This window comes from Streptomyces sp. NPDC031365 (assembly GCF_055569765.1).
In genome coordinates, this window is record NZ_JBVIIM010000071.1 from 1 (window position 1) to 4,261 (window position 4,261).

The 4,261-nt window shown below is 68.6% G+C and carries 3 protein-coding genes; all 3 read right to left on the reverse strand.

Going from position 1 to position 4,261, the window contains the following annotated elements; genetic code table 11:
* Positions 1–11 precede the first annotated feature (11 nt).
* Positions 12–398 (reverse strand): dsDNA nuclease domain-containing protein, encoded by a 387-nt coding sequence (locus ACZ5C2_RS38445; protein ID WP_468801590.1) that lies wholly within the window; start codon positions 396–398, stop codon positions 12–14.
* Positions 399–597: 199 nt separating this feature from the next.
* Entirely contained in the window at positions 598–3,246 is a 2,649-nt protein-coding gene (locus ACZ5C2_RS38450; protein WP_468801591.1) for a helicase associated domain-containing protein, read from the reverse strand.
* A gap of 41 nt (positions 3,247–3,287) precedes the next feature.
* A complete protein-coding gene (locus ACZ5C2_RS38455; protein ID WP_468801593.1) occupies positions 3,288–3,803 on the reverse strand; it encodes a hypothetical protein in 516 nt (171 codons plus the stop codon).
* Positions 3,804–4,261: the final 458 nt, after the last annotated feature.

Genomic DNA, 4,261 nt, shown 5'->3' on the forward strand with positions numbered 1-4,261 from the left:
GTTCGGCTACCTCACCCCGGCCGAAACCAGGCAACGGCACCAGCACGCTCTCGCGGCATAGCGATCACGTGTCCGAGATCACGGGGAAACTTCAGGGCTATCCCGCCGTCCTTGCAGAGATCCGCGAGTGTCCACTGCGTGCGGCTGCTGTGCTTGACCGACACCAGCTCCACCTCGCCGTTCGTGAACGCGATGACGAAGTCCTCATGCCACTCGCATACGACGTAGTCGATGACATCCTGGGTGAGCATGGCCAGACAAGCCTGAGCTGCCACCTCGGCCTGATACCGATACAAGCCGAGGGTCTCGGATCCACTGTCCTCGCCAGGGCGAAGCTGAAAAATCGGGTGAACGAAGGGCTCGGGATCACCCACCGAGTCCGCCAACACATCGACCACGCCCACCCCCACTACCGACCTCTGAGTCAGTCATGCTCCGGCCGGACGATCCGAAGATCCACAGATCTACCACAGCTTTATGCTGTGCGTAACCGAACAATCACAAAGGAATGGTGGGCCCAATCCGAGGGAGGGCCTGGTCGTGGCTCACCGCTATGAGGTGCAGCCCCGAAGTCGGCTAGCAGCGCGTCTGCGACTGTTACGCCCATTCGACGCCCAACTTCCGGAGCGCGACCAGCTGTTCTTCGGTGAGCTTGTCCCGCCTGGCCTTGGTGTTGCTGTACCAGATGCCGAGCTTGGTTTCGGTCCCGTCGGGCAAGGTCTCCACCGCCTTCCGGGGTACAGGGCGGTGGGCCCCTTCCCGCTCCACCCACTGCGCGAGGGCCGCCAGGCCGCGCTGGAACGCCTGCTGCGCCTTGCTCGGGCCCTTCGTCGACCGCGTAGCCGCAGGGGCCGGAGACGGTGCCTGGACGGGCTGCACGCCCAGCGTGGACAGCCGCTCCTGCTGCTCGGTCGACAGCTGCGCCCAGGTGCCCGGGTTCTTCTGCCTTTCCAGCCACTTGCCCAGGTCGTCGCCCTCGAACAACACCCCGGGTTCGATGGCCGGCAGGCTGCCGTCGGCGTCGACCAGGTCCGCGAGGACCCGGTAGCGGCGCTGCCAGTCCAGCGGCCACGGGCAGTCCCAGTCCGGGTCGATCGCGGCCAGTTGCTTCGCGCGCTGTGCCGCCCGCTCCGGGTCCTTGCCCAGGCCGCCCGCCCGGCGGAGGTTGGCCATGTGCTGCCCGATGGGCATCATCGTCTCGCTCTCGCCCCAGACCGCGTCTTGCCGCGGGGCGAGGTGCCCCATGGCCCGCCGGTAGGAGCGGAGCGCGGCGAGCTTGTTCTCCCAGGCTTCCTCACCCGGCTCCCAGACCATCCCGGCTTCCGGCAAGTCGAGCAGGGTCTTGCGCCGCTCCTCGAGCTCCCCGGCCCTCAGCGCCTTCCTCTGCTGGTGGACCCATCGGCCAAGCGGAAACGCCCTCGTCGCCCCCACTTCGACCTCGACGTCGTAGGGCACGGCGTAGAGGCCGGTGATCTCGTTCTCATTCCGCCACCGGAGCAGGGCCTGGTAGCCCTCCAGCCACACCAGCGACTCCGGCCGGTACACCCGCGTGCGAAGGAACGCGGCGATGGTCGCGGCGTCGCGCGGGCTGGAGAAGTGCAGCAGGGCCGCTTCGGCAGCGGCCTGCGTGTCGTCCTCCTGGTCCTCGCCGTCGCCCTCGCCGCCGGCCCCGACGATCCGCCCGTCCTCGTCGCGCCGGATGTGGACCTTGCGCCTGCCGCTGGTGAGAGCGCGGGAGGCGAGCTGCTCGACCAGGCGCTCATCGTGGCTGCGCAGGCCCTGGAGCACGGCCACGAGCGGCTTGAAGCTGGCGGAGGCGACCATGTCGGTCGGGTCCTCGCCGGGCTCAAGGAAGACGGGCACGATGATCCGGGCGACCTTCGTGGAGCCGTCCTTGTTGAGTCGGAGCGCGCGGCCGATGTTCTGGACGATCACCACCTGTGAGCCGCGGGTGTCGGCGAAGCAGACGGCCTCGACTCCCCGTTCGCCGGTGATGTCTACGCCTTCCCCGAGTACACGACAGCTGGCGAGGAAGGCGCGGTGGACCCGGCGCTCGGCCGCGTCGATGCCGCCTGCGAACTGCCGCAGGACCTCGCGCCGCTCGGTGACGAGGTGGTCGCCGCACAGCCACGCCGACCACACCCGGTCCGGGGGTACGTGGCGGCCGGCCTCGAGCTCGTAGAATTCCGCGTCGATCGACGACGCGGGCAGCTCCTCAGCCTTCGCCAGGTCCTCGTCCGAGGCGCCGTTCACGTAGAGCTCGGCCGCGGTCTCGGGGAGCTTCTCCGCGAACGCGGCGGCTTCCTCGACCTTCTGGTGGAACGTCATGACAGTGCGCAGGTTCCACGCGGTGGCGTGTTCCAGGAGCGCGGTCTGCAGCAGGGCAAGGCGCCGGCCCCGCCGGGCCTCCTCCGACTCCCCGAGGACCGGCGAGGGGTCGCGGATCTCCAGCACGTCGATCTCGAAACCGGCGAGGATCTCGCGCTCGATCGCCTCGCTCAGACCGAGCTCGGCGAGCCACGCGCCGTACGTGCCCTCCGGGTCATCGGCCATGGTCGCGATCTCCACCTCCCGGCCGTCAGCGCCCCTGCGAGGCTGGGGAGCGGCCAGGATGCGTGGGGTGGCGGTGAGGTAGAGCCGGAAGTCGGCGGGGATCCGCTGGTTGTCGTGGATCGCCGCCCAGGGCCTGCCAAGATCACCGGCGGTTGAGTGGGCCTCATCCACGATGGCGAGGTCGAAGCCGGCCATCTGCTGACCGTAGAGCCTCTCCCCGCCCGCCAGAGCGGCCTCCAGCGGCCCGCGTACCTTCCGCTGGCCCTCGGGCGCGTCGATGTCCTCCCGGTCCACCAGGGAGGCGTACGTGGCGAACACGATGACCGGTCCGGACCCGGCCCACAGGGCGAGCTGGATCGGGTTGGTGGTGGTGCGCACCCCCAGAGCATTGAGGACCGGGTCGTTCTCCAGCGAGCACACCGCGACCATCGGCGCCCGGTGGCCCACCAGGCGCCACGCCTGGGCGGTCTGCACGAGCAGGTCCAGGGTCGGTACGGTCACGAGGATCCGGCCGTCCGCGAACGACTCCAGCGCGCACGCGGCGGCCGTGATGGTCTTGCCCGAGCCGGTCGCTGACACGATCGTGCCCCGGGCACCCTGCGGGGGCACAGACGATCTTGCAGGGAATCCCACCCACCTGCGAAATGCCGACCGCTGATCTACTTGGTGTTCCCGCAGCTGAATACCCAGCATTCCCCGAATCCTCCCTCGCCTTCTTCTCTCGCTTCAAAAATTCACAGGGACGGAGTGAAGGGCGGAATGGAAACGGTACCGTCCTCACTCACGACAATCCGCTCCGCAAGCTGGGCCAGGACCTCAGCAGGGCGCAGCCCCGTCCGGCCGGACACCGCCCGGACCAGCCGACTGGAAGCTGCGGACAACCAGACCTCTGCCCGCAGCTCATCCGCTTCCTCTCCCCGGCGTTCCCCCAGGGCAGCCTGCGCCGTAAGAGCACTAGCAGACCGCTCCTCACGCTCGCGAGCCCACACCGAACCCTGAGCGTCCAGTTCCGGCTCGTACACGCCCCAACCAACTGCAGTCATCAAGTCCCTGACGCGCCGCCACTCAGCGTGCTTGGCCAACCAGATGACAGCCAACCGCTCCCGGTCCATATCGAACGCGTAGAAGGAACCGTTCCCCCTCAACCGCTCCGCGGTTTCCCGCTCACGGACAGCGGCCTCCGCGACCTTCTCCGAAACAGCGGCGACGTCTAAGCCATCAGCCTGACGCCGGACCTGATCCCGCGCCACGTCCTGAGCACTCCACATTCGTTTAACCTTTTTTCCAGCGCGAGCATCTGAGCCCGCATCGAGCGGTCGAGGGGTGTCTCCTGTTCCCGCCAAGACTACATGTGCATCACTTAGAAGGAACCCCCTATCTGACATCTGACACCAGCGAGCAACCCTCCACTCTTGCAGCCAGCCCGGCCCGCGCCAGCGGGCCCCAACGGTCTGGAGGCGCAGCCGGAAGGACCGTCAGGCGGGGGAGCGCAGCGGACCCGCCGGCCAGGCTGGAGCGAAGCGAAAGCCTGGATCGGGGCGGAGTCCCACAGGGTCCGGGGAGCGCAGCGAACGGACCATCACCCCTCGTGCGCAGCACGAGGGGTAAGCGGGTGGCGCAGCCACCCGCCAACGCTCCCGCGGAGCGGGAGCGCAACACCCGCGCGCAGCGCGGGTGTTCGCTTGCTCCGGGCGCAGCCCGGAGGGAA